General features: G+C 47.5%; 18 protein-coding genes. 10 read left to right on the forward strand and 8 right to left on the reverse strand.

Annotated features, from left to right (window positions below):
• Positions 1 to 12: 12 nt before the first annotated feature.
• The 4 genes from QFZ48_RS18110 to QFZ48_RS18125 all read left to right on the forward strand — a co-directional run bounded on the left by QFZ48_RS18110 (position 13) and on the right by QFZ48_RS18125 (position 4991).
• Positions 13 to 1848, forward strand: a complete 1836-nt coding sequence (locus tag QFZ48_RS18110) for a RagB/SusD family nutrient uptake outer membrane protein (protein ID WP_429050666.1) — start codon at positions 13 to 15, stop codon at positions 1846 to 1848.
• 32 nt (positions 1849 to 1880) lie between these two features.
• Positions 1881 to 3182 (forward strand): IPT/TIG domain-containing protein, encoded by a 1302-nt coding sequence (locus QFZ48_RS18115; protein ID WP_429063147.1) that lies wholly within the window; start codon positions 1881 to 1883, stop codon positions 3180 to 3182.
• Positions 3183 to 3253: 71 nt separating this feature from the next.
• Positions 3254 to 4774, forward strand: coding sequence for a hypothetical protein (locus tag QFZ48_RS18120; protein WP_429050664.1), 1521 nt, complete (start codon positions 3254 to 3256; stop codon positions 4772 to 4774).
• Positions 4775 to 4847: 73 nt separating this feature from the next.
• Entirely contained in the window at positions 4848 to 4991 is a 144-nt protein-coding gene (locus QFZ48_RS18125) for a hypothetical protein (protein ID WP_370908241.1), read from the forward strand.
• 150 nt (positions 4992 to 5141) lie between these two features.
• Here the strand turns inward: QFZ48_RS18125 and QFZ48_RS18130 are convergent, their stop codons facing one another.
• Positions 5142 to 6239, reverse strand: coding sequence for an alkene reductase (locus tag QFZ48_RS18130; protein ID WP_429050663.1), 1098 nt, complete (start codon positions 6237 to 6239; stop codon positions 5142 to 5144).
• Positions 6226 to 7347, reverse strand: coding sequence for an alkene reductase (locus tag QFZ48_RS18135; RefSeq protein ID WP_429063148.1), 1122 nt, complete (start codon positions 7345 to 7347; stop codon positions 6226 to 6228). The genes QFZ48_RS18130 and QFZ48_RS18135 overlap by 14 nt, the downstream gene beginning before the upstream one ends.
• Before the next feature lie 93 nt (positions 7348 to 7440).
• Here QFZ48_RS18135 and QFZ48_RS18140 point away from each other — a divergent pair, with 93 nt between their 5' ends.
• The gene (locus QFZ48_RS18140; RefSeq protein ID WP_429050661.1) at positions 7441 to 8379 is read left to right on the forward strand and encodes a LysR family transcriptional regulator; all 939 of its coding nucleotides are present in this window, start codon (positions 7441 to 7443) and stop codon (positions 8377 to 8379) included.
• On the opposite strand, the gene QFZ48_RS18145 is transcribed toward QFZ48_RS18140, so the two are convergent.
• The 3 genes from QFZ48_RS18145 to QFZ48_RS18155 are packed head-to-tail and all read right to left on the reverse strand — an operon-like array spanning position 8344 to position 9661.
• Positions 8344 to 8733 carry a helix-turn-helix domain-containing protein gene (locus tag QFZ48_RS18145; RefSeq protein WP_429063149.1) on the reverse strand — a complete coding sequence of 130 codons (390 nt, stop codon included), beginning with the start codon at positions 8731 to 8733 and terminating at the stop codon, positions 8344 to 8346. The two genes, QFZ48_RS18140 and QFZ48_RS18145, sit on opposite strands and share 36 nt — an antisense overlap.
• A complete protein-coding gene (locus tag QFZ48_RS18150) occupies positions 8717 to 9454 on the reverse strand; it encodes a hypothetical protein (RefSeq protein WP_429063150.1) in 738 nt (245 codons plus the stop codon). The genes QFZ48_RS18145 and QFZ48_RS18150 overlap by 17 nt, the downstream gene beginning before the upstream one ends.
• Before the next feature lie 45 nt (positions 9455 to 9499).
• Positions 9500 to 9661, reverse strand: coding sequence for a hypothetical protein (locus QFZ48_RS18155; protein ID WP_429063151.1), 162 nt, complete (start codon positions 9659 to 9661; stop codon positions 9500 to 9502).
• Positions 9662 to 9683: 22 nt separating this feature from the next.
• On the opposite strand from QFZ48_RS18155, the gene QFZ48_RS18160 reads away from it, so the two are divergent.
• Both QFZ48_RS18160 and QFZ48_RS18165 read left to right on the forward strand, forming a co-directional pair.
• Positions 9684 to 12560 (forward strand): TonB-dependent receptor, encoded by a 2877-nt coding sequence (locus QFZ48_RS18160; protein ID WP_429063152.1) that lies wholly within the window; start codon positions 9684 to 9686, stop codon positions 12558 to 12560.
• 32 nt (positions 12561 to 12592) lie between these two features.
• On the forward strand, positions 12593 to 13402 hold the full coding sequence (locus QFZ48_RS18165) for a tyrosine-protein phosphatase (RefSeq protein WP_429050657.1): 810 nt from the start codon (positions 12593 to 12595) through the stop codon (positions 13400 to 13402).
• A gap of 35 nt (positions 13403 to 13437) precedes the next feature.
• Here the strand turns inward: QFZ48_RS18165 and QFZ48_RS18170 are convergent, their stop codons facing one another.
• The 3 genes from QFZ48_RS18170 to QFZ48_RS18180 form a co-directional block, all read right to left on the reverse strand.
• Entirely contained in the window at positions 13438 to 14592 is a 1155-nt protein-coding gene (locus tag QFZ48_RS18170) for an MFS transporter (RefSeq protein ID WP_370908234.1), read from the reverse strand.
• 93 nt (positions 14593 to 14685) lie between these two features.
• Positions 14686 to 16122 carry an AAA family ATPase gene (locus QFZ48_RS18175; protein WP_429063153.1) on the reverse strand — a complete coding sequence of 479 codons (1437 nt, stop codon included), beginning with the start codon at positions 16120 to 16122 and terminating at the stop codon, positions 14686 to 14688.
• Positions 16123 to 16375: 253 nt separating this feature from the next.
• Entirely contained in the window at positions 16376 to 17104 is a 729-nt protein-coding gene (locus tag QFZ48_RS18180) for a porin family protein (protein WP_429063154.1), read from the reverse strand.
• A gap of 520 nt (positions 17105 to 17624) precedes the next feature.
• Here QFZ48_RS18180 and QFZ48_RS18185 point away from each other — a divergent pair.
• Genes QFZ48_RS18185 through QFZ48_RS18195 form a run of 3 tightly spaced genes read left to right on the forward strand, consistent with a single transcriptional unit; the run spans position 17625 to position 23558 of the window.
• Positions 17625 to 20714: a SusC/RagA family TonB-linked outer membrane protein gene (locus QFZ48_RS18185; protein ID WP_429063155.1), complete on the forward strand. Its 3090-nt coding sequence runs from the start codon at positions 17625 to 17627 to the stop codon at positions 20712 to 20714.
• A 21-nt stretch (positions 20715 to 20735) separates the two neighbouring features.
• Entirely contained in the window at positions 20736 to 22364 is a 1629-nt protein-coding gene (locus QFZ48_RS18190) for a RagB/SusD family nutrient uptake outer membrane protein (RefSeq protein WP_429063156.1), read from the forward strand.
• A 9-nt stretch (positions 22365 to 22373) separates the two neighbouring features.
• Positions 22374 to 23558, forward strand: a complete 1185-nt coding sequence (locus tag QFZ48_RS18195; RefSeq protein ID WP_429063157.1) for a glycoside hydrolase family 130 protein — start codon at positions 22374 to 22376, stop codon at positions 23556 to 23558.
• Positions 23559 to 23563 lie beyond the last annotated feature (5 nt).

Genomic DNA, 23563 nt, shown 5'->3' on the forward strand with positions numbered 1-23563 from the left:
AAGATTATTGTTATGACCAGATATAAATACCTGTTACTTTTTTTCATCGGTATCATTGCCATCACACTGGTATCCTGCAGCAAGTACCTGGACAAAAAGCCGGATAACCTTCTCACTGAAGATCAGATCTGGCAAACCAGGGCTAACGCGGAAGCATACCTGAGTAATATCTACAGCGCCCGCCAGGCCGGCGGCGACTATGCCGGCATCGGCGCCGCGGATGAACTCTCTGTTTCCATTCCCGGTACTACGGTAAGGTACATGGTGGGTGGCAACTGGAGCGCGTCCGATTGGTACTTCTATAATTGGGGCGGCTACTATACTGCCATCCGGAAATCTTTCATCTTCGAGCAAAATATCGATAAAGTACCTGCCGATCAGTTGAGCAACGAACTGAAAGCGCAATACAAGTCGGAAAACCTTTTCCTGCGCGGTTACTTTTATTGGATGCTGCTAAGACAATACGGACCATTCGTGAAGCTCACCGGTACTGTTAGCCAGGATGAAGACATGAACAAATACCCGAGAGCGCCTTTCGACACCTGCGTAAAGTTCATCAATGAAATGATGGACGGCGCGGCAGCCGGACTTCCTTTCGTATGGAGCTCCTCAGGTAATAATGGCCGTGCTACCCGTGGCGCTTGTCTCGCTGTAAAAGCAAAAGTTGCACAGTGGGCGGCAAGCCCCTTGTGGAACGGTAATCCCGCTCTTGCTGCGTTCAAAAACCAGGATGGTACACCACTGGCGCCCGCCGGCTTCGATGTAAATAAATGGCGCATCGCCGCACAGGCAGCAAAAGCGATCATCGATTCCAACAAGTATAAACTGTTTACCAACCTCGATAACGGCGGTACTACCTTCGATCCGTTTCTTTCTGTAAGAGATGTATTCCTTACTTCCTGGAATGATGAAATTATCCTTGCTTCCATGAACTGGCAACGCTGGGGATATACCATCTGTTCCTCTCCCGGCCCTGCAGGGTACAACCTGTACAACGCTACACAAAACGTGGTGGATGCCTTTTATATGAACAATGGTAAAACCATTACGGACCCTACTTCCAACTATGTAGAAACAGGCTTTGCTGCACAGGATGGTGAGCATTACTGGGAAAATAAGGAAGGCGACTGGAACATGTACGCAAAGCGTGAACCAAGGTTCTATGCTTACATCGCTTACAACCGCCGCCCGGTGATTGCAGCGGTATCAGTAGATGATAAAAACTATTTCTCTTCTGAAAAAAATAAAGATGGTACCGGCCGCCAGGAGTTTTACTACAGTGGTAAATCAGGCATGCAGGGAATGGGCAGCAACATCATCACCGGCTACCTTCCCGCTAAATTACTGAGCCCGAACGATAACCTCCGCAGCATGTCTACCGACGCCTACCGTTCTCCGTATATCCTTATCCGTTACTCAGAAATTTTACTCGACTATGTAGAGGCATTAAATGAGTATGATCCGGTTAATCCGGATATCGTGAAATACCTTAACCAGGTAAGAACACGCGCAGGCCTGCCGGGCATTGAAACCGTATATCCGGGTGCCATAGGTAACCAGGAAGAAATGAGGAAATATATTTTGAGAGAAAGACAAGTAGAATTTTGCTTTGAAGGCGATCGTTATTACACGCTCATCCGCCGGTTGCTGATGAGTAAACCGGAAAACCAGGCGATTTACGGCATGAATATAAATGCGAAAGATAATGACCAGGGATTTTCTTTCACCGGTTTTTATACCCGCACACTTTTCCAGAAAAGATACTGGGATAATAAGATGTATATGTTCCCTATCCAGCAACAGGACCTGGAAAGGGACCGCGCATTAGTGCAAAACCCGGGCTGGTAATTTTTTCTTTATTTAATTCTTAACTAACTGCTATGATCAGGCCACTGAATTCATATATACTGAAAGGTTGTTTACTGATGTCTGCCCTGTTGGCGGGATGTTCAAAAGACGACGATCTGAAACACGCGGAAGGGCAACCGGTGCTGCTTACCGACTTCATTCCCGCTACCGGCGGCAGTACCACGGAAGTACTGATTACAGGTGATAATTTCTCTGCTGATACATCCGATATCACTGTTACGATCAATGGTAAACGTTGTGCTATCGTGAACGCCAATACGAAACAGATTATGGTAATAGTGCCAAAGAAATGCGGCACCGGCAACCTCGTGGTGAAAGTTGGAAAAGACAGTGTGGTGAGCAGTACGCCGTTTACCTACGTGTTTTCCAGAACAGTCACCACACTTGCCGGCAACGGTACCGCCGGATTTGCCAACGGAAAAGGCGCTGACGCACTGTTTAGTTTTAACGGGCAAAGCTGGTACCGGATGATGGGGATTGGTGCGGATGATAACGGGAACGTATATGTGGCAGATCCGGGCAACGCCTGTATCCGTAAAATAGACAGCGAAGGAAATGCGACTGTATTGGCCGGCAGTCCCGGTAACAGCGGAAGCGATGATGGCAAAGGTGCTGCGGCGCGTTTCCAGATTCCATACGGCCTGGCACTGGATGCACAGGGAAATGTGTATACCGCGGATCCGGGCACCTGGAGCATCCGCAAAATTACACCGGATGGTACTACCACTACCCTGGGAGGTACAGTACAGGAACCCTGGAATGTTGCAGTAGATAAAACATCCGGCAAAATATATTATTGCAGTACCGGCGGCGGCGGCGTTTTTGAAATGAAGCCGGATGGCAGCAGTGTGGCTATTATTAATGGCGTTACGGCGCCAGGTGGTATGGACTTCGACAAAGCCGGCAATCTTTACATATCCAGTAACACGGGCAATACTATTATCCAGTTTAAAGCGGGTACGTGGCAGCCTACTGTTATTGCCGGCGCTACCGGCGTGGCAGGTTATGAAAACGGCACGGGTACGGCTGCACGATTTGCAAATCCATGGGGACTAGCAGTAGACATTACCGGCAATATATATGTGGCTGGTAATGGCAGTTACGGCGCTAATGCCGATGAAAGTATCCGCGCTATTTCCGCTAACACCTGGAACGTGACTACCTATGCCGGTAGCAACAGCGCTGGTTTTAAAGATGGTATCGGCGCTGCCGCCTCGTTTAATGCACCAATGGGCGTAGCAGTGGACAAAGATGGGATCGTATATGTGTTGGATAAGAATAATAACAGGGTCAGGAAAATAATTTCAGAATAAACTATATGCAAACCCACGGCGGCGGTCACTTACTGCCGCCGTTTATTTTTAAAAAGATGTTAAACAGGAACATGTATTTTTTTCTATTCGCTATGCTGGCCGGCGCCTGTAGTAAAGGATCTACCGCTGTTACTACCGTTGATGCCGCACAAACCCACACTTACTACGTTGCCGCTAATGGCGATAACTCGGCTGCAGGAACTATCAGCAAACCGGTACGCAGCATCAACATCGCTTTGGCAAAGGCGCTTCCCGGCGATACCGTGATGGTGAGAGCCGGTACTTACGGGGAAAGGGTGGTTTTTCCACGCGCCGGCCGGCTGGAAAAACTCATCACACTCAAAGCCTATCCCGGTGAAAAGGCGGTGATTGATGGCACCGGCATGATCGTTACCGGGAGGGAAGCGCTGGTTACTATCAGTAATACAAGCTATGTGGTGCTGGAGGGATTTGATATCTGCAATTTAAAAAGTACTGCAGCATGGGCAAATGTGAATGGGATTACAGCAGACGCAGGTGCCAGTAATATCATCATCCGGAAAAATAAAATTTATAACATAGAACATAACGTGGAACCATCGCAGGGCAGGAGCGGTCATGGCATCGAAATTATCGGCAACACCGCCGATGTGATGAAGAACATCCTCGTGGAAGATAATATCATTCATGACACTAAAACCGGGTACAGCGAAAACCTCACCATCAATGGTTATGTAGATGGATTTACGATCAGGAGAAACACGATCTACAACACCGAAAACATTGGTATCGATGCAGCCGGTGGCTACGCGGCCAATACCAACCCTGCATTGAACTATGCAAGAAATGGCCTTATCACCGAAAATGAATTGTATAACATTGACATGACACGCGGCCCCGTTGGCGGAACGCATGGTCACGGCGCTATCGCTATTTATGTAGACGGCGCCCGGAATATTACCGTGGAAAGAAACCGCATCCATGAAGCCGACCGCGGCATCGGTATCGTAAGTGAAAATGATGCATATCCCACCAGCAATTGCATCGTCAGGAATAATTTTGTGTCTAACTGCTGGCGCACCGGCATCTATCTCGGCGGCTACCTCGGTTATACATCCGGCGGTACACGCAATTGCTACGTGGTAAACAATACCCTGTTGTTCAACGACCGCGAGCCGGGCGCTTTTGGCGAAATAGAAGGAGAGATCCGTCTCACGGAACAATGCTTTGATAACGTGATCCGTAATAATATCGTATATGCGAGGCCGGTAGATATCTTTGTGCATAAATATACCGGTACCGGCTCCGGTAATGTCATCGATAACAACCTTTACTTCACTACCGGTACGCCGCAATGGATCTGGAATGGTACCAATACAAATATCATTACGGATTTCAATACCTGGAAAAGCACTTCCGGCACCGATGCCAGCTCCGTGTATGGTACAGATCCTTTGCTTATCAGTACAACAATACCGGACCTGCACATTGCTCCCAATTCACCCGCCCGCAATACCGGTGCAGTGATCTCTGAAGCAGTGAATGGTAGTCTGGATATCGACGGCAACGCCCGTATCGTTAATAACAAGATCAGCAAAGGAGCACAGCAGTGATAAATCCCCTTTTTACGTGATTGATGGTAACAGATTCTTATCGTAGATTGAAGTAACCTAAATCTGTATCAATATGAAAAAGAAAATCACTTCAAAGCTGAAGCTCACAAAAATTACCGTTGCCAGCCTTAGTAAAGCGCCACAGGAGAAAAGCAAAGAACGTACTTTGCCCACCACACAGTTTATCTCCTGCGGGGAAACTTTTTGGGTATGCTAATAGCCGGATGCCCAATGGCTAAAGTTTGTTTTAGTTGACTTGAACCCGCTGTCACAGGCGGGTTCAGTATTTTACAACGGTTTTATCTTCAGCTAAGAAAAATCAATTCCATAAAAAAAGCATTACGGTATGAATCGTAATGCTTTCTTTTTATCGTGTTGCTTCGTACACCGGGTAGTCTGTATACCCGTGTGCGGCCCCTCCATAGTGTAAATTCCGTTCGGGTTTATTTAATGGCCAGTCGTTTTTTAGTCGGTCAGCGAGATCAGGGTTGGCAATAAAAGGTTCTCCCCATGCAGCCAGGTCGATGATGCCGTCAGTTAAGTACTGCTCCGCTTTTTCCCGGTTCATACCACCTGCCAGTATGATCACGCCGTTGTATTGTTGTCTGAACCGTTCCAGGAAGCCGTCGGGTAAAGCAAAGCTGCCTCTCGACTGCTGGTCCATGATATGGATATAGGCAATGTTCCGCTTGCCAAGTTCCGCAGCGAGATAATTATAGGTAGTCTCCAATTCATCATAGTGCGGCATTTCATGCAGGCCTCCATACGGCGTAAGACGGATCGCTACTTTTGCCGCACTAATATTGGCAATGCAGGCATCGATGGCTTCCAGCAAAAAGCGGCTGCGGTTAACGATGCTGCCGCCATATTCATCCGTGCGGTTATTCACAAAAGGATTCAGGAACTGCTCAATCAGGTAACCGTTGGCGCCATGGAGTTCTACTCCGTCGAAGCCCGCTTTTACTGCATTGGCAGCGGCATTGGCAAAATCCTGTACCACTGCTTTTACACCTTCGGTAGTTAAGGCTACCGGAACAGCGCAGGGAACAAAAGCTTCCTGGCCGTTTTCATTGTAGCCCCATGCATGCGAGTTGGCGGCCTGGATATTGGAAGCGCCTACCGGTGCAGCGCCGCCAGGTTGATTGGTGGTATGCGATACGCGGCCCACATGCCACAACTGCGTGAATATTTTACTGCCTGCTGCGTGAACAGCGCTGGTAACCAGTTTCCAGCCTTCCACCTGCGCCGGTGTAAACAAACCGGGAATATGCAATACGCCCGATGCTGTAGGGGAGATGGAAGTGCCCTCCGTGATGATGAGTCCTGCGTTGGTACGTTGCCGGTAGTACAACGCATTCATTTCATTGGGTATTCCGTTAGGATTCCGTGCGCGTGTCATGGGCGCCATCACGATCCTGTTCTTTAATGTCAGGCCTTTGCCGGTATATGGTTCAAATAATAGCATTGGTTGTTTTTTTAATAATCGGATAATCGGTATAACCTGCCGCACTGCCACCAAAAAATTTCGACCTGTCAGGCTCATTCAGCGGCAACTGGTGTTGCAGGCGGTAAGGGAGATCGGGATTGGCAATAAAAGGGCGGCCAAAAGCGATGAGGTCTGCCCATCCTTTCTGCAGCGCTTCTTCCGCCCTGGCAACAGTATACTTGCCGGCGTAAATAAGGGTACCGGAGAAGGCTTCCCTGTAAGCTTCCTTAAAAGCCACCGGCATCACGGGTGCATTGTCCCAGTCGGCTTCCGCGATGTGGATATAGGCAATGCCTATGTCGTTCAATACCTTGGCTGCCGCGATATAAGTTTCTTCCGGATGATCGTCCATAGCGCCCATCAACGTGGTCAACGGGGCCTGGCGCACGCCTACACGGTGCTTTCCGATGGCATCTGCTACTGCGGTTACCACTTCTTTCAGGAAGCGCAAGCGGTTTTCCAGCGAACCGCCGTATTCATCTGTTCTGTGATTGGTTTGTGAATCGATGAACTGCTCAATCAGGTAGCCATTGGCGCCATGCAATTCCACGCCGTCGAAGCCAGCTGCCACCGCATTTTTAGCGGCTTGCGCAAAATCACTGATAATAGCCTGTATTTCGGCTTTGGTAAGCTCGCGGGGCATAGAGTGCTGGATCATTTCCCCGGCGCCGTTTTCGGCTCCTTTTCCTGTGGGATCGGCAAATACTTTCACGCCTTCTGCCAGGATAGGGGAAGGCGCTACCGGCGCGGCGCCGTTTTCCTGTATGGAGATATGCGAAACCCGCCCCACATGCCACAACTGGGCGAAGATGAGGCCATTATTGGCATGCACGGCGTCTGTTACCTGTTTCCAGCCCGCTATTTGCTCCGGGCTGTAAATACCCGGGGTCCAGGCGTAGCCCTGGCCCTGGCGGCTGATTTGTGTGCCTTCTGATATCAGCAGGCCCGCCCCGGTACGCTGACTGTAATATTCTGCCATCAATGCGGTGGCTACATCGCCGCGGGCCGCTCTGGATCTGGTCATTGGCGGCATTACAATCCTGTTTTTCAGGTGAAGTCCGCCTAGCGTATATTCTTTAAAAAGCATCGTCTTCGTATTTTGATAAGGCAAAATTCTTCCAAAATTTATTATTATCATAATTATTTAACTTATACCTTTGTATCAGAAAAATGATATTATATGGGACTCAACCTGGAATGGCTCCGTACCTTCAAATCCATCTATGAACAGGGCACCCTCACCGGGGCGGCACAGGAGCTTTTTATTTCGCAACCAGGCGTAAGCCTGCACCTCAATTCCCTCGAGGCATATACCGGCTATAAATTATTTGATCGCTCGGCCAAAAAACTGGTGCCTACCGAAAGAGGAAAAGTGATCTATAATTTTATCGAGGAACCTTTACTCAAACTGGAAAATGCAGAACAGCTTTTTCATAAAAGTACCAGGGCCGACAGAGCCACCATCAGCATTGGTATGTGCTTTGAAACATTTCAATATACACTGGAGAAATATATTGCCACCCTGCCCTTTAACGTCATCATCAAATTCGGCGACTACCCGCAAATGATCAACGACCTCGATAAAGGATTGCTGGATCTTATTATCACACCGCAAAAAGGGGATCAGAAAAACCTGGAGTTTAAACCTTTTTCAAAAGAAAGAATTGTACTGGTGGCCGGTGGCAAAACAGATATCAAACCACTGAACGCTTTACTGAAGAAAAAAGATCTCAAAGCAGCGGAGAACTGGCTGAAAGAACAGCTGTGGTACAGCACCGCGGCGGACATGGAGCACCTGAAACGATTCTGGCAGTTCAACTTCCATCATCAAATGGATTTTAAACCCAACTACATTGTTCCAAATATCTGCTCTATTGTGCGCTGTCTCAGTGGAGAAACCGGTTTTTCAGTAGTACCCGACTTTTTGTGCGCCCGCGAAATTGAAACAGGCAGCATGAAACTGGCGTGGGAAGGAGAATCGATCATGGAAAATACCCTGTATTTCGGTACACGGAAGAAAACAATGTATGCGGCGGAAATAGATAAAGTACAACGGATATTTTCTACAGAACTATATAGTCCTTCAGTCGTGAATAGTTACGCTGGCAGCCACCAGTGATTTAATATATTCAGTAGGTGTAAGGCCGGTTATCTTTTTAAAATACTGGTTGAAAGATGACTTGGCTTTAAAGCCGCAATCATACGCCAGTGTTAACACGTTCACCGGCAACGCTTTTTCATTCATGAAACGGATCTGTTCCATCGCCCGCCGGATACGCCATTCATTGATATACTGGTAAAACGACTTGCCGGCATAACTGTTCAGCGTTTCTGAAATATGATACTTGCTGATCCCGGCGCCCTGCGCGAGTTTATCGAGGTTCAGCTCCGCATCCGTAAATATTTTTGTTTTATGAAGATAAGCTTCCAGCGATTGTAACAGCAGCCGCTGCTCATCAGTACTGAGATGCATTTTTGCGGGAAGGCAATACCTCCGCTGCTGGTCCGGCTATTACTTTCACCGGCTGCGTGCCCATGATCCCCACATACTTGTACCTGATAATCACCAGGCACACCACTAACAGTAAGGAATATACGATATCTCTGCAGATAATATTATACGAGCCATCCAGCATATGCGCCGATTGCGCGGTTTTAAATCCCAATGAAATAATACTGATAATGCCCAGCAGGTAACTGATACTGTTGATCAGCTTCTTCTCCTGCGGCATATCAGGTAATTGTTTCGCAATGCGGAGTGATAATACCGGAAACAGGAAACCCAACACCATCATCAGCCATGTGGTGGTTTCATTGTAGTAATACAATACAGCATGACCGGCATCCGCGGACCACATCAACACGCATACCACCGTAAGATAGCCCACTGCGCCAAGCATAAACGGCAGGAAAACATACCACCGCGAAGCAGGAATAAACGCGGTATCCCGCCGCTGACAGGCATATAAATACAGCAACGGACCGTAGCAAAAACCGATAAATGTATTCATCTGCGTACGCACTTCGGGGTCGTTCACAAATGAATAAATGCAAAACTTGATAGCGAGATGCGCAGCAATACTACACAGCAACAGGATCAGCAGAAAATCTGCTTTACTGCGCAACTTACTGCTGCCTAGTAAAGCAACTGCGGTAAGTGCCTGAAATGCTCCGATGGCAATAACATATATCATAGTGCGGATATGCACCGAAAGTATAAAACCAATATTACCGGAATGTTAAACCTGCTGCATCGGATGGCTGGTGATCCATTTGGTAATGATTTCGTAACACATGTTAATGTATTGGTTTTCAATAAAAGTGAGTACGTTTAAAACAGAAAATACGCCTGCGCGTAGCAGTAGTTGGATGCGGTCGTAGTCATCATCAGCAAACCTCACTTTTGTTGAAAAATACCTTCATATGGATCGCATTTTTATACCATTAAAACGCTCCCGTTACTGCACATTACTGGTTTTACTGGTAATGGCCGGCACGGCAAAGGCACAAACCATCAAGGGAATTATTAACGGCAGGGAAGGACACCTGCCCGGCGCTTCTGTACAAACCGCCGGAACCAGACAAGGCACCTCCACCGATCTGAATGGCGCCTTCACCATCAACCTACACACCACCGGTAAAGTAACATTGCTGGTATCTTATATAGGACACGAAACGCAACGACTGGAACTAACCGTAAAACCCGGTATCAACGACGCCGGTAATATCACGTTGTCGCCCACCGGCGGTAAACTGGGAGAAGTACTGGTAAAGGGAACCATGGCGCCTTCCACGGTGAAGGCCCTCAGCATTAAAAAGAATTCCCTCGCCATCATGGATGTAATCGCGGCCGATGCCATTGGTAAATTACCGGACCGCAATGCCGCCGAAGCGGTACAACGTGTACAGGGTGTGGCGGTAGCCCGCTATCACGGAGAAGCCGATGCCGCCACCGTGAGAGGTACGCCCTTCGCATGGACATCCACCCTTTTCAATGGCAGCCGCCTGCCAAGCGCCAACGTACTCGGTAACCGTAACTCGGTGCTGGACGCGGTACCCTCAGAAATTATCCAGTATGTACAGGTGGCCAAAGCCATCACACCAGACATGGAAGGCGACGCCATTGGCGGTTCCATTAATTTCATCACCCGCACCGCCCCCGCTAAAAGAACACTCAATGTTAGCGCGGCAGGCGGTTACAATACTTTTTCAAAAGACGCTACCTACAACGCATCCCTGGTATACGGAGATCGCTTTTTTAAAGATAAACTGGGCGTCATGATTGCCGGCGCCATCTGGGACCGCCAGTGGGGAACAGATGCGTATGAAGTGGCCTACAATACCGGCCTGACCAATCCCGCACAACAAAAATCTATCAGCACCGTCATGCTGAAACGATATATGGGTAAGCGCCAGACCTATGGCGCCAACGTCGGACTTGAATATAAATTCAATTCCTCCAATAAAATATTCTTTCGTGGCCTGATGGATAAATTCAACGATATCCGCCCGGTATATGAATCCTATGTGGATTACAATAACAGCCGCTACCAGTACAACTACCGCTACTCTTACTACCAGACCGTACTCAACGGCGGTGAACTGGGGGGCGAACATCAGCTGTCTTCCAAAGTGAAAATGGACTGGACGGTCAGCGACTACTACACAAAATATTTCCTGGAAACACCACCTACCAACAATAATAAAGGATTACCCATCGCTACTTTCCGTCAGAAAATAACCGGCGGGTTTAATAATCTTTCTGCAGATGGGAAACGGTACTGGGGTTTCGATTCACCGGAAGGTGTGGGCGGTGATCCGCTGCACTTTGATGCCGGCATCAAAAACAGCGGGGAAGTAATGGACCCGTCGAAACTCACTTTGCAGCAGTTAGTAATTGCGCAACTGGATACAAAAGAAGAAGATAAAACAGCACAGCTGAACTTCAAAGTGAGCGCCTCTTCGCGGGTAAACCTGAAGTTCGGCGCCAAATACAGGCATAAAGACCGCGCCGGTATGTATGGCTCCAACATCGTATACCTCCCCGGCGCCGCACTGGGCATCCCCAAATCGCCGGACCTGCTGCCGCTGAACACACTCCAGCGCACCGATTTCCCGGTACGTGGCGGCTTCTTCCAGGGACTGAAAGGTAACTATGATCAGTTCATGATAGATCCCATCACCAAACAACAGCTGTTTGATTTGTATGATACTGCCACCCTGCGCAAGAACGGCTTTGCCGACTACACATCTAAAACCAATGCCACCAACATTTATACGGGTACGGAAAATGTAGCAGCCGCTTATGCCATGGCAGAAATCGATCTCACAGATAAATTGAAAATGATTGCCGGTGTCAGAAATGAATACACGGCATTTACATTGCATGGCTCCAAAGCCACTGCTGAAGGCACTCCAAAAGTAACCACCATTACACCAGCCACCGTCAAAAACAATTACAACGCGCTGCTGCCCATGATGCACCTGAAATACAGTATCAACGACCAGGCAAACCTGCGCGCCGCTTATACCCGTACTTTCATCCGTCCGAATTTCACGGATCTCACACCCGGCGAATCTGTGGACAACACCGGCTCCAACGTGACCATCACCAAAGGAAATCCTGATCTGAAGCCAACCTTCTCCAATAACTTCGACCTGATGGGCGAATACTATTTCAAAAATATTGGTCTCATTTCCGGTGGTGTTTTTTATAAACAGATCAGCAATGTAATTTTTGCCAATAAAAATTATTACACGGAGAATGGCGTGAACTATGTGGTGGCACAGGCAAAGAACCTGAACAATGCAACGCTCACCGGGCTGGAAGCAGGGATCAACAAACGCTTCGATTTTTTACCAGGCATCCTCGGTGGATTGGGCGCTGAGCTGAACTACACGTTTATCAGTTCTTCGGTAGAAGTACCCAGAACCGTGAGCGGAAATAAGATCACCGATAAAACCAGTTTGCCCAACCAATCGCGTCACCTTTTTAACAGCATCCTCTTTTATGAACGCAATGGTCTTATGATCCGTATTGCAGGCAATTACCGCGGCGCATCTGTGGAAACGATCAACCAGCAGCTGGGTAAGGATTTTTATATCTGGACAGATAAGAACTTTACCGTAGATGCTTCCGCTATTGTAAACATCACCTCCAAAATACGGGTGTTTGCAGAGCTGAACAATATCACCAACGAACCACTGAAAACCTATATGGGTGACAAGCGCCGTGTTGCCGCCGAAGAATGGTATGGCAGTCGTGGTCAGGCTGGTATCCGGTGGGACATCATCAAATAACATCATCTCTCAAAAAAAATAACAAATACAATATGAAAAGAATAATGCTGGTACTGGCTATAGCCTTACCCATGGCAACCTTTGCCCAATTGACCGATAGTGCGCAAAGAGTTGTGCGCATGCAGGGAGCGGTTAACTTCCGCGATGTAGGCGGATATAAAACAACAGATGGTAAAGAAGTAGTGTGGGGTAAAGTATTCCGCTCTGCTGATGTAAGCCACCTGACAGACCAGGACCTCACCGTACTGGAGCAGAAACATATTCATACCGTCATAGATTTCCGTGGGGTAAAAGAAGCCGCTGCGGCGCCGGATCATTTGCTGCCAAAAACGGATTACCTGTTATGTCCCGCTGGCAGCGATAGTTTGCCAGGTGCTGCACAAATGGGCGAAATTATTAAGAAGGGTAATTTCCTGGAGAAGTTTTATGGCAACACCCAATACCTGGGCGATCGTTATAAACCACTGTTCCAGAAACTGCTGGTGTTACCGGCCAATGAATCCATCATGTACCATTGCACCGGTGGCCGCGACAGAACCGGTATGGCTACCGCTTTGTTCCTTTATGCATTAGGTGTACCGCAACAAACAATTGAAGCCGACTTCACCGCCAGTAACGTATACCTATTGCCCATGAATAAGCGGATGTTCCAGGGTATGCAGCAAAGTACAGGTATGGATGAAGAAACCATCCGTAAAGCATTGGAACTGAAACCGGAGCTGCTGCACAGCCTTTTTAATGCTATTAAAGGCAAGTACGGCACAGTGGAAAATTTCTTTGAGAAAGAATTAGGTATCGGGGAAAAGGAGCGGGCGATCCTGAAAGAGAAGTATACTATTTAGCAGTAAAAGCGGAGGGGAATTCTCTCCGCTTTTACTTATTCCTTCATTCCTTTTACAAGGGCCACAATCGCTAAACCGCACATCGCCATAATGGCAAACGACCAGCGTAAACTGGTCGCCTGGGCCACTAATCCCACCAGTGGCGGCACTATCATGAATCCAAGATAGCCGATGGTGGAAATAGAGGCCAGCGTTTGCCCGCTGTTGGTGCTCTTCGAGCGTCCAGCCAAACTAAATACGAGTGGCACTACACATGCCACGCCCAGTCCGGCAAAAATAAACCCGATACCGGCAGTAACCGGATAAGGCAGCAAAATAGCCAGCAATAGCCCGCTGAGGATGAACCAGCCACTATACAGCAGCATTGATTTAATACCCAGCCTGTTGACGAGTCTGTCGCCGATAAAACGCCCGGTGGTCATGGCTACCATGTATATACCAAATGCAGCCACGGCAGTGGATTTAGTGCTGCCAACAATTTTTTCAAAGTATAGCCCGCTCCAGTCATACATGGTGTTTTCCGTAGCCATACACGCGAAGCAGATCAAAGAATATTTCAGCAATGATTTATCAGGAAGCGCAAAGGCCGCTCTTTTTACTGTTTCCCTCACCGGTTGGTCCGGTAATGTTTTTGGATAGTAATAGATGGTGAATACCAGTAATAAAACACTGATCATCAGCAAATGATAGGAAGGCGCCACGTTCATGGTAACCATCAGGTATCCAATAGCCGCCCCTGCGAAGCCCGCCACGCTCCAGATGCCGTGAAAGGTGGTCATAATAGATTGCGGGAACAGGTGCTGTACCTGTACCGCCTGCGAGTTCATGGAAAGGTTCAGCAGGTTACGGGCAGAGCCAAAACAAAATAATACCAGCGCCAGCTGCCAGATACTGGTGGTGAAACCCGGCAGGCTTAGTATCAGGTTAAACACCATCGCGCCAAATACCATGATCTTCCTGGCGCTGAATAGCCCCAGCAGCCTGCCGGTAATGGGCATTGTAAGCATCAGCCCGATAGGGAGGGCTAATAATACCAATCCGAACTGCGCCTCGTTTAAATGCAATTGTTGTTTGATAGAGGGTATCCTGGAAGCCCAGGAGGAATAACCTAATCCGGAGATGAAAAAGAAGACGGAGATAGCGATGCGGTATTGCCTGGCATCGGTTTCATTTTGAATATTTGCTAACATGATCTGCGCTCACACACCTGTTTGTGGCATTTGACGACGCAAAATTAGGCAAATCCGGGGAGAAATCGCCTTGGAAATGCAGGGGATTGTATTTTACCGTTTAAACAAGTCTTCCATCGTTACTTCGTTCTGAATGATTCCTGTTTTATATACATTGTCTTTGGTACCGTAAGTAGTCACCATTGTAAGGAACAAAGTCTTTTTTGTACCCGTCTTTTCCTTAAAAACGTGCAATTTGTTTTCTAATTCAGTAGCATAGGATTTATCAATAGAAAATGTGGCATTTGAAAATTTCATTTCACAGACATTGATACAGCCGTCTTGCCTGTCAAGCAGCAAATCTATTTGGGCACCTTTTTCTTTTTTTTCAGGTGTTGATCTCCAGGCAGATTCTTCTGTATAGACACCGGAGATCCCCAAAGCATGTTTAATCTGGTTGGTGTGCTTCAGGCAAATACCTTCAAAGGCGCTACCGCTCCAGCTCTTCCATGATTGAGAAATCGACAGTTTCATCCAGGTCCCCTTTCCTGTTGCCCTGGTATGCTCAATGAATTTGAGGTAGAATAAGCTGTATTCATCAATTAATTTATAAACCCCATCCCGTGTATTTTTTTGAAATGGCATATACATATTCACAAAAGCGGACTGGATCAGCTCATCAAGCAGCCTCGTTGTGGTACCACCAGTGTGCAGGTTACAGGCTTTAATGATCTCTTTTCTTGTTAAACCTGACGGCTTTGCCGCCAGTGCCTTTACAACTGTGATATGGCGGTCAGCCATTTCAAATAATGAGTGATACAGATTATTGAATTCACCTATAAGCAGTCCGTCCTTTGTGAAACACAGGCGGTCTATGGCCTGCGTGGCACTTTCCCCTCTTGTGATCTCCTTGAGGTAATGCGGTACTCCGCCAAAAGCCATATATATCTGCAATATTTGGTATGTATCCAGATTCACCGATTTACTGTGGAGATAAACCGATGTTTCATAAAGGGTAAAAGGTAGTAAACGGATTTTTTTTGTAATCCGGTTATGCAGTCCTCTTTTGTTATTAACAATTTTCTGAATCATCCATGATGCTGCGGAGCCACAGATAGCGACTATCAGTTGAGGTTGCTTTGATCCCCATGAATTCCAGAAATATTCAAATGCGGATAAAAAACCAGATTTGTGAGAACTTAGCCAGGGAAATTCATCAAAAAATATCACCTTCTTTTCCTTTCCCAGTAACGGTGTCGAAAATTTTATGAGCAGAAGAAATGCTTCCGTCCAGGTTTTCGGAACCGCAGGCGGTATGGGTGAATTTAATGCAATGGCAATACTGTTTCTGAAATTCTCCAGCTGTTGTTGAACAGAGGCATTATGTACGCCTGAGAATTCGCAAATGAGCTGTTTATGATAAAACTGCCGGATCAGGAAGGTTTTTCCTACCCTTCTTCTTCCATATACAGCAACAAGTTCTGCTTCTTTAGAAACTAACGTCTGCTGTAGTGTCTTTTTTTCGCTCTCCCTCCCGATCAGTTTTTCCATATTGAAATAGTTTAATGTTTTGATAGTTATGGCTGCAGATATATCTTTATCCGCAGCCATAACTATACAAATATACATACTTATGGCTGCGGATCAAAATATATCCGCAGCCATAACTGCTAAGATGCTGTTTTTTCCGCCAGGATGTGGGAGTGGCCGGGAGTCGCTGTTGCCTGTTCCTCCATGGCGGCTTTGAATGAAGCATTATCTCGGCAACAGGTACTTAAATATTGTTATCTTCATTGATAAGAGATCACAACCTATACCCCACAGTAACAGATAAATTCCTGTTTTTATAATCCCGTTCGGAATAAGTACCCTCTTCCTTAATCTCCCCGATATTTATCAAACCCGGCTCATAGTTTACCCCCAGAGAAAACCTTTTATATTCCACCCCCACACCGGAGCTTATCCCGAAATCCGTTCTTGATAAAGGGTGTCGTGTATCCCCGAATGTATCCGTTGAGGTTTTTTCATAATCGGTTTTCCCGGACGAGTGAACTGTTTTGTTCTTTGTTACCTCTTTTCCCCCGATACCATAAGCAATATAAGGTCCTGCATTTATAAACAGCCGGGTACTGGAAGTAAGCGGGAGTTTATACCCGATAAGAAGAGGCAACTGAAGATAAGTTTGATTGGTTATTATTTTGCTATAGGTGATCGGCGCATTGCTGCCGCCAATCCACCTTTCAGCACTTTCGTGTATGGTCCCTTTGACGGTGAGTGAAACACCGGATCGTAAATAAACCGCATCCGACAGGTTGTAGTCTGTAATAAATCCCACCTGGAATCCGGGCTTACTCTTTTTGTCTCCAATAATATAGTTCACTGTTTCATGGGCATTCGACAGGTTAAACCCGGCGTTTACTCCAAACGTGAAGGGTTTGTGTTGTGCAGTCACCTGAAGAACTGATAGTAGTATTACGCAGGTTGAAATAAGTAATTTTTGGACACTCATGCTACAGTATAAATTTATCTTCATCCGGAAATAGGTTTAAATCCAGCGCATTGTAAGCGCTGCGGAATAAAAGTAAATATTAAAAGTTCTTTTCCTAGAGAAAAAAAGGCGCTTCTTATCAAGGATGTTTTTCTTCCGCGTATGCTTAACATCATTATTTGATTGAAATAGTACAACATTTGGAAAAGAAAGTGTCATTAAAGTATTTTATACGTCCGTACTTTTAGTGTCCTGATAACACTCGTACGAACGTTATGAACAAAACTACTTTTACAAGCAGTACTTACGGGACTTCCAGCCTTCTTTGCCAAAGAAAAAAGCAATCCGGATCAGCACTGCATCATTTGATATTATATCAGCCGGGCTTAACAGGTATTACAGGTAAGCATAAGCTGCGGATTAAAAAAGTACCGGTTTAAATATCTCCTGAAGTCAGCCGGCAACCAAGCCATTATTCACATATAAAAACAGTTCACCGGAAACACCCGTTTCCGGAAAGGGAATCTTTTTGCCTATCTGTACTACACAATTTAATATGACCGTTATGAAACGATGCCTTCTTTTTATTTTCTTTCTCACGCTGATAGTACCACTGGGTACTTATGCACAACAGCAAACAGTAACAGGAGTGGTACGGGATGCCACCACCGGCATAGCTTTGCCGGGCGTAAGCGTACAGGTGACCGGCACTACTGCCGGCGCGGTAACAGATGCCACTGGTAAATACCAGCTGAATATCCCCGCTAATGGCACGCAACTCAGCTTTACTTTCATGGGATACCTGGCCAAACAGGAACCCTTTGCTGGTCGCCATACGATCGACATTCAACTGCAACCGGATACCAAAGCGCTTGGTGAAGTTATCGTGGTAGGATATGGTACGCAACGCAAATCCGATCTTACTTCTTCTATTACCAAAGTAGATCTTGCCGGTGTAAAAAGCGCACCGGTAACAGGCGTGGAACAGGCATTACAGGGCCGCGCCGCCGGCGTAACTGTTACGTCTGCATCCGGCGTCCCCGGCTCACCGGTAATGGTCCGCATTCGTGGAATAGGAACGGTAAATAATAACGACCCTCTCTACGTGGTAGACGGTGTGCCGGTAAGTGGTATGAACTATCTCAACCCTGCTGACATAGAAAGCATGGAAATCCTGAAAGATGCTTCTGCTACCGCCATCTATGGCTCCCGCGCTGCCAACGGCGTTGTGCTCATCACCACCCGGAAAGGTAAAGCCGGTAAATCACAGATCACGCTGGATGCATATTATGGTCTCAACAGTCCGTGGAAAGATTATAAACCAGCCGGCCGCGATGAATACCTCTACATGGTAAAAAATGTGTACGGCGAAACTACCGATCAGTATAAAGATGCACTGACACAGTATAACAAAGGATATAATACTAACTGGTGGAAAGAAACGGTGAAGAAGAACGCTCCTGTGCAAAGCTATAACCTCGGTGTATACGGTGGCACCGACAAAGTAACCTATGCCATCAGCGGCGGTTACTTCGATCAGAAAGGTATTATCGATCCCTCTGATTTTAACCGCATCTCTTTCCGCGCCAACACTTCTGCGAAAGCAAAAGAATGGCTTACTATCGGTCAAAACCTCAGCATCTCCAACGAACAAACAAATGTAATCGGTGATGAAATCCCCGGTATCATGGGCAACATCATTCCCTACGATCCGCTGATCCCCGTGCTGGACCCATCAAAAGACCAGAGCGATCCATACAGCAAATGGGCTACCTCTGCCACCGTATTCGGCAGCAGCCCTAAAGCGATCCTGGCAAGGGAAGTAGGCAAACGAAATACATTGCGGATGGTAGGAGATGTTTTCGCCAACGTAAACATCCTCAAAAGCCTCGTGTTTACTACCCGCTTCGGATTGAACATTTCCCGCGCAGATGAATGGACTTTCAGCCCTACTTATTATATGAAGCCGAGCGACCTGCTGGAAACGCCGCAGGCCAATTCTTCAAAGGCATCTAATAATTATTACAACTGGACAAACACGTTGAACTGGACGGAGACATTCGGCCAGCATCGCCTGAATGTACTGGCCGGTATCAGCGCGGAACGCAGCCGTGACACCTATCTTAATGGCAGCAAACAAGGCCAGCTGGGCAACGAAGAAAACTACTGGTTCCTCGATGCCGGTAACATGAACGACAAAAGCGGCGGCGGCGCAGCGCGCTGGTCGCTGATATCACAGTTTGCACGTGCCAACTACAGCTACGCCGATAAATATTTGTTCTCCGCAAGTGTGCGCCGCGATGGCTCCTCTAACTTCAGTACAGATAAACAGTTTGGTGTTTTCCCTGCCGTTTCCGGTGGTTGGGTGATCAGCAGGGAACAGTTTTTTAAGGACATCGACCTTGCCTGGCTGACCAATGTAAAGTTGCGCGCAGGATGGGGACAAGTAGGTAACCAGAACATTCCCAACGGCGCCTACACCACGTTTGTAGCCAACAGCCTGGGTCGTAACTACCTGCTTGGTAACGGTACATCCGTGGTAATGCCGGGCTACTCTATGGATAATCTTGGCAACGGGAATATCAAATGGGAAACAGCGGAGCAGTCGAACGTAGGACTGGAACTCGGATTATTTAAAAACAGCCTGAAAATTGAAGCGGAATATTTTAACCGCAAAACAAGGGATATGCTCATCGCTATGCCAACTGCCTCCATGTTTGGCGTGCCTTATCCCTGGGTGAATGCCGGTAACGTAAGCAACAAAGGCTTTGAGCTTTCCGCGAATTATGAAGGCGATGCTGGTGCAATACACTATGCTGTTGGTGGTAATATTTCTACCTATAAAAATGAAGTGCTGAGCCTCGGCGGTGGTCAGCCATATGTGGAAGACGTAGGCTGGCAACTGCGTGTACTCAGTTTCTCCAGAACAGCAGAAGGCCATCCCATCGGTGAATTCTATGGCTGGAAAACAGATGGTGTCTTCCAGTCGCAGGCTGATGTGGACAACTACAAGAGCAGCAAAGGCGAAGTAATCCAGCCCAATGCAGGCCCCGGCGATTTCCGCTTCAAAGACCTGAACGGCGACGGCGTGATCAACGATGCAGATAAAACCGCCATCGGCAGCCCGCACCCCAAATTTACATACGGTGCCAATATCAACCTGTCGTACAAAGCATTTGACTTTTCGCTTTTCCTGCAGGGCGTTTCCGGAAATAAACTGTTCAATGCCACCAAATATTTAACAAAGCATCCGCTTGGCTTTAACAACGTGGAGGCCGGCGCTGCCTACAATGCCTGGACACCGGAAAATCACTCCAACGAATATCCGAAAATGTCGGTGAACGATCCGAACGATAACTACCGCGCATCCGACTGGTATGTGGAAAACGGCAGCTACCTGCGCATCAAAAATATCCAGCTGGGATACACTTTGCCGGAAGCATTGATCAAACGCATGGGACTACAACAGTTACGGATATACGTAGCTGCACAAAACCTGTTCACCTTCACAAAGTATACCGGTCTGGATCCTGAAGTAGGCGCTTACCAGTTAAACAGCAGCGACCAGAATAAAATGTCGCGTTTGATTGGGGTGGATAACTACACTTATCCACAGGTGCGCACGATGCAGGTAGGTGCAAGTTTGAAATTCTAATAACTTTTTAACTGACAAGAAATGAAAAGGCTGATATGTATAGCATTACCGGCAGCACTCTTACTGGGCAGCTGTTCAAAAGATTTTATCAAAGGCGACGTGCCTGCCAAAACAGACGTCAACCAGTTCTATAGCAATGCAAAGGAAGTAAACATGGCCCTGATGGACGCCTATGATGCTTTCCAGGAAGAAGAATCACAACTGGCCCGCTTCGTATATGGCGATATGGCCAGCGACGACGCCCTGAAAGGCGGTGAAACCATTGGCGACGGCCCGGATATGGAAGCCCTGGTGGAATGCCGGCCACTGTCTACCAACGACTGGTCCTATAAGCTGTGGACACAATGTTACAAAGCCGTCACGAAAGCAAATATCCTGGTGGAGAGTATTGATACCAAAGCGGATTTTAAAGGAGATGAAACCACGAAGAACCGCTACCGCGCAGAAGCACAGTTCCTCCGCGCCCTGGGCTACTATTACCTGGCAATGGCCTACGGCGATGTGCCCCTGTTCACCAACGGCGTTACCAACTACACACAGGTAGATCCGAAAATGATGATCAGGAAACCGGTGGCAGATGTATGGGCGCAAGTGGAAAAAGACCTGACGGAAGCTATTCCCGCACTTTATACAAAACAAACCATTCCTTCTTCGGAGTTAGGGCGTGCTACGAAAGGCGCCGCACAGGCTATTCTCGCAAAGTCACTGATGTTTCAGAAGAAGTATGATGCAGCCGTGCCTGTATTATCAGACCTGGTAAAGAACGGAGGCTACCAGCTGTCGCCAACTTTCAATTCGCTGTGGCGTCCGGGTACGGGCGATTTCAACGCCGAAAATATTTTTGAAATCAACTATACCAATACCTGGAACTGGTCCAGCGATGGAGAAGGCGCTATCCGCAATGTATACGAATCATCCCGCAACACCTGGGGCTGGGGCTTTAACCAGCCAACACAAGACCTGGCCAATGAGTTTGAAGCAGGCGACCCACGTATCATTTATACGCTTACCTATTCCAAAGATATTTTCCAGGCAAAAACACCGGCGGAACAGGTGGAAGAAAAGAATTCCATCAACAACGTATATCAGTACCACTCCTATAAAGTGATGATGTTGCAGGCCGAACGCGACGGCATGACCACCGGCGGCGCCGGCATGAACGAAAAAATTGTCCGCCTGGCAGATATGTACCTGTTGTATGCAGAAGCACTCGTGCGGTCAACTGCCGCTAAAGATGTAAATACCGCCGTATTTTATCTCAACGAAGTACGCAAACGTGCCAACAACACACCTAAAACAGACCCGGTGCGTGTAAAGCAACAGTTTACCGTTGCTGCCAACCTCTTGCCAATGCGTGTGTATACCAACGATGTACAACTGCTGAAAGATATTGCACATGAACGTCGCGTAGAACTGGGCATGGAAGGCGTTCGTCTCTGGGATCTTATCCGTACGGATAATACCGTTGCACTGGATGCTTACTACAAAAAATGGGGCGCCAACGGATATGAAGCAAGGGGCGATCTGAAAGGAAAATTCTATGGTACCTGGATCAGCAAATTTGCCGGTGGTAAATATCCCACCTTCCCCATTCCTCAAAAAGAAATTGACCTGTCGCAGGGCAACCTGAAACAGACCAGTGGATATTAAATCATGTTTATGGAGTATACAATGAAAAACACGACCCTGCAGGTAGAACAGCTGCAGGCGCAATATGAGCAACTGGTACAACGCACCAATGAACCTTCAGGAACATACAATGGTATCTATAACCGGTATAAGTACCCCGTACTAACGGCAGCGCATATACCTTATTTCTGGAAATTTGACCTGAATCCGGATACCAATCCATTCCTGCAGGAACGTATCGGCATCAACGCGGTGTTCAATGCCGGCGCTATCCGGCTGAATGATAAGTTTTACCTCGTGGCCAGGGTGGAAGGCAGCGACCGTAAATCTTTCTTTGCCGTAGCTGAAAGTCCAAACGGTATCGATCAATTCCGCTTCTGGGATTATCCCGTTGCGCTGCCACAGGTGGCCGACCAGGAAACCAACGTATACGATATGCGTTTAACACAGCATGAAGACGGATGGATCTACGGACTGTTTTGCGTGGAACGCAGGGATCCGGCTGCAGCACCGGGCGATCAATCTGCTGCGGTGGCGCAATGCGGCATTGTCCGCACCAAAGATCTCCGCTCCTGGCAGCGGTTGCCGGATCTGCAAACACCTTCCCCGCAACAACGGAATGTAGTACTGCATCCGGAATTTGTAAACGGTAGATACGCTTTTTATACCCGTCCGCAGGATGGATTTATTGAAGCCGGAAATGGCGGTGGCATCGGCTTCGGACTGGCAGACGATATTACCAACGCTGTTATTCACGAAGAACAACTGCTGGATAAAAAAGTATACCACACCGTATATGAAGCAAAGAACGGTTTGGGACCAGCGCCTATTAAAACAAGTAAAGGCTGGTTACATTTAGCCCATGGCGTTCGCAACACCGCCGCAGGCCTGCGTTACACACTCTATGTATTTATCACCTCGCTGGAAAAACCCACCGAGGTAATACATAAACCTGCCGGCTATTTCATGGCGCCGGAAGGCGAGGAGCGTGTGGGAGACGTATCCAACGTTTTATTTTCCAACGGTTGGGTAACAGACGAAGAAGGAAATATCTTTGTATATTATGCTTCGTCAGATACGCGTATGCACGTTGCCGTTACCACGGTGGATAAAATGCTGGACTACGCCATCAATACACCGGTAGATGGTTTTACGTCCGATAGTACCGTACAACGTATATGCGACCAGGTGAGTAAGAACCAGTCATTTCTGTAATGTTT

This window comes from Chitinophaga sp. W2I13, assembly GCF_050434005.1.
Taxonomy (GTDB): domain Bacteria; phylum Bacteroidota; class Bacteroidia; order Chitinophagales; family Chitinophagaceae; genus Chitinophaga.

Coding starts and splice junctions, on each gene's coding strand:
- QFZ48_RS18110 (WP_429050666.1), top strand. CDS start 13: ATGACCAGATATAAATACCTGTTACTTTTTTTCATCGGTATCATTGCC.
- QFZ48_RS18115 (WP_429063147.1), top strand. CDS start 1,881: ATGATCAGGCCACTGAATTCATATATACTGAAAGGTTGTTTACTGATG.
- QFZ48_RS18120 (WP_429050664.1), top strand. CDS start 3,254: ATGTATTTTTTTCTATTCGCTATGCTGGCCGGCGCCTGTAGTAAAGGA.
- QFZ48_RS18125 (WP_370908241.1), top strand. CDS start 4,848: ATGAAAAAGAAAATCACTTCAAAGCTGAAGCTCACAAAAATTACCGTT.
- QFZ48_RS18130 (WP_429050663.1), bottom strand. CDS start 6,239: ATGCTATTATTTGAACCATATACCGGCAAAGGCCTGACATTAAAGAAC.
- QFZ48_RS18135 (WP_429063148.1), bottom strand. CDS start 7,347: ATGCTTTTTAAAGAATATACGCTAGGCGGACTTCACCTGAAAAACAGG.
- QFZ48_RS18140 (WP_429050661.1), top strand. CDS start 7,441: ATGGGACTCAACCTGGAATGGCTCCGTACCTTCAAATCCATCTATGAA.
- QFZ48_RS18145 (WP_429063149.1), bottom strand. CDS start 8,733: ATGCATCTCAGTACTGATGAGCAGCGGCTGCTGTTACAATCGCTGGAA.
- QFZ48_RS18150 (WP_429063150.1), bottom strand. CDS start 9,454: ATGATATATGTTATTGCCATCGGAGCATTTCAGGCACTTACCGCAGTT.
- QFZ48_RS18160 (WP_429063152.1), top strand. CDS start 9,684: ATGGATCGCATTTTTATACCATTAAAACGCTCCCGTTACTGCACATTA.
- QFZ48_RS18165 (WP_429050657.1), top strand. CDS start 12,593: ATGAAAAGAATAATGCTGGTACTGGCTATAGCCTTACCCATGGCAACC.
- QFZ48_RS18170 (WP_370908234.1), bottom strand. CDS start 14,592: ATGTTAGCAAATATTCAAAATGAAACCGATGCCAGGCAATACCGCATC.
- QFZ48_RS18175 (WP_429063153.1), bottom strand. CDS start 16,122: ATGGAAAAACTGATCGGGAGGGAGAGCGAAAAAAAGACACTACAGCAG.
- QFZ48_RS18180 (WP_429063154.1), bottom strand. CDS start 17,104: ATGAAGATAAATTTATACTGTAGCATGAGTGTCCAAAAATTACTTATT.
- QFZ48_RS18185 (WP_429063155.1), top strand. CDS start 17,625: ATGAAACGATGCCTTCTTTTTATTTTCTTTCTCACGCTGATAGTACCA.
- QFZ48_RS18190 (WP_429063156.1), top strand. CDS start 20,736: ATGAAAAGGCTGATATGTATAGCATTACCGGCAGCACTCTTACTGGGC.
- QFZ48_RS18195 (WP_429063157.1), top strand. CDS start 22,374: ATGGAGTATACAATGAAAAACACGACCCTGCAGGTAGAACAGCTGCAG.